This is a genomic window from Oribacterium sp. KHPX15 (assembly GCF_900107835.1).
Taxonomy (GTDB): Bacteria; Bacillota; Clostridia; order Lachnospirales; family Lachnospiraceae; genus Oribacterium.
This window is the reverse complement of record NZ_FNRG01000072.1, coordinates 1-2,057: the sequence shown is the minus strand read 5'-3', so window position 1 is coordinate 2,057 and position 2,057 is coordinate 1. Positions and strand designations below refer to the sequence as shown.

Genomic DNA, 2,057 nt, shown 5'->3' with positions numbered 1-2,057 from the left:
CAGGGTTTATTAAGGTTACCCTTTTTCCAGCAAATGATGCAGAAAATATATCAAAACATTATTATTTTTCACTTGACATCACACCGCTGGACTATGAAGTATCACACTTGTTTAATGTGATTAAAAACGCGGAAAAAACTTGTAAAAACAGTCTGTCAACCTACTGGAGCTAAAGTTTATAAAAAATTCCCGATACACGGTTCAAGATTTCCTCGGTCCCCACGCTCTCACCAATCTTGATCTCCGGATCTATCTACCGGCTAATGTCTACACCATGTTTTCGATAATCTTCTATACGGTTATCCACTACAGCACCTCGAGAATTCTTAAGTCGCTATATACTTTTGATTCTTACTCTGTGGCTTGTCTGGAATTGTTCTTCTAAGCTTGCCCTCGAGTATCAGTGGTGTAATAAGTTTCTGACGAACATACCTCTCCGACTTGATTTTAAGATATTCTTGTATTTCTGCTTTGGAACGCTCCCTCACGCAAAATTCTATTATTAGTTTCTTCTTATCTACTTCGTCATCATAGGCACTAGTGCCTAAGTCAGTGCCTAAGTTGGCCGATAATAGCGGCAGATTAATTATAGTTCTATCCGGTTTATCTGCTCCAAACTGCTCTTCCACCGTAGGGGCTTCCAACTTTTCTCTCTTCCAAACCTCAAATATATCAGGCACTCCGGAACCCGCATGTTCACCAACGCCAATCAAATTGAACATCTTAAACAGGTTTTTGTTTCTTGGTTCAGAAATACCACCTTTTAGCATCTGTTCCTTACCTAACCGAACAAGTCCGGGATTTGCCAAAGTTATCCTATCCGGATACCTTTCAATAACTACACTCCAAGATTGAAAATAGTCCGTGTTGACAAGGCAATTTGCAATAGCCTCTCTAACTGCAAGATGCTTTGGGGTTTCTTCAACTCTATATGGTCCTTCAGTCATAAAAGGCTTTTTGAAATCAGCTGTTATCTTCGGATATACCTGAGCAAAAAAATCAAATATATTCCCACTCCAATCTCCAGATTGACTCTGTACCCGGTCTGTCCATCGTATGTTAGGATCCAGTTTTTCCCTATAGTCCAAAAAGTACTCCGGGAACTCGGTTGTGATCAGATACTCTTGTCCAAACATCAGAAGACCCGCCGCCGTGGGAACTATCTTCCCTTTATAATCTTTGGCTGCACCGATTCTCACAAGAAATTCGTCATCTGGCAGCTGAGTCCATGGGTGATTGTCATGGCGTGTGTTATAACGGACACGATAAGCGCGGATACTGCTTTTATCAAAATCCGAAATTGAATAATCTTCCAAAATTTTCATATCCGGAGTATCGTCTGCCTGATCTCGTAACATTGCAAGTACTTCTCTTTTAGTACAATGATAATCACCTTCCCAATTTCTCTTAAATGTTCCGGCAAACATATCACCATTTATAAATACCGGCTTATTCTCTCTTGTTGCTCGTGGAACTCTTATAACAAGAATCACATCACCGTTAATTTCATAATCCGTAACATCAACTTCTCGAAGCAGGTTAATACTGACCTTCTCCGGGTTATTCATCACATCCCAAAAATCTTTTCTTAATTTTGAAACATCCTTTAGCCCACAGGTCTCCCAAGTATGATCCTCATGTTCAACAACTCCCAGGATAATGCAACCACCATAGGTATTGGCAAAAGAAGAATATGTGTCCCATAACGATTTTGGCAGGCCACCCTTTGCTTTCTTTACCTCAAGACGATTATCTTCACGATAAGAATCGAAGTTCTTCAGATCAAATTGTGTCTGTCCACTCATCACCATTCAACATCCTCTTTTCTCAAAACATACGTTTCTCCGCACACTCAATCCTACCTCTAAACCTGCCTCCTGTCAACCATTTTCCAAACATCTGTTCCCATCAGTTCTTCGGCGCCAGCCACACTCCCCCAGAGCTCACCTTCTCTCCTCTGATTGTAACGCGTCGAATTAATCTTCTCACCTACCGCAGGTTTGCCGCAGATTAATTTCGGCTCCTCCTAAATATTGTCTATCTTAACGTGCTGTTTT

1 protein-coding gene is annotated in these 2,057 nt (G+C 40.9%); it reads right to left on the bottom strand.

The window, feature by feature from the left end; all coding sequences use genetic code 11:
- Positions 1-326: 326 nt before the first annotated feature.
- Positions 327-1,805 carry an ATP-binding protein gene (locus BLV86_RS17340; RefSeq protein WP_090820087.1) on the bottom strand — a complete coding sequence of 493 codons (1,479 nt, stop codon included), beginning with the start codon at positions 1,803-1,805 and terminating at the stop codon, positions 327-329.
- Between the last annotated feature and the right edge of the window lie 252 nt (positions 1,806-2,057).

Bases quoted from the DNA above. Each gene is read 5' to 3' on its own strand.
- BLV86_RS17340 (WP_090820087.1), bottom strand. From the start codon at position 1,805: ATGAGTGGACAGACACAATTTGATCTGAAGAACTTCGATTCTTATCGT.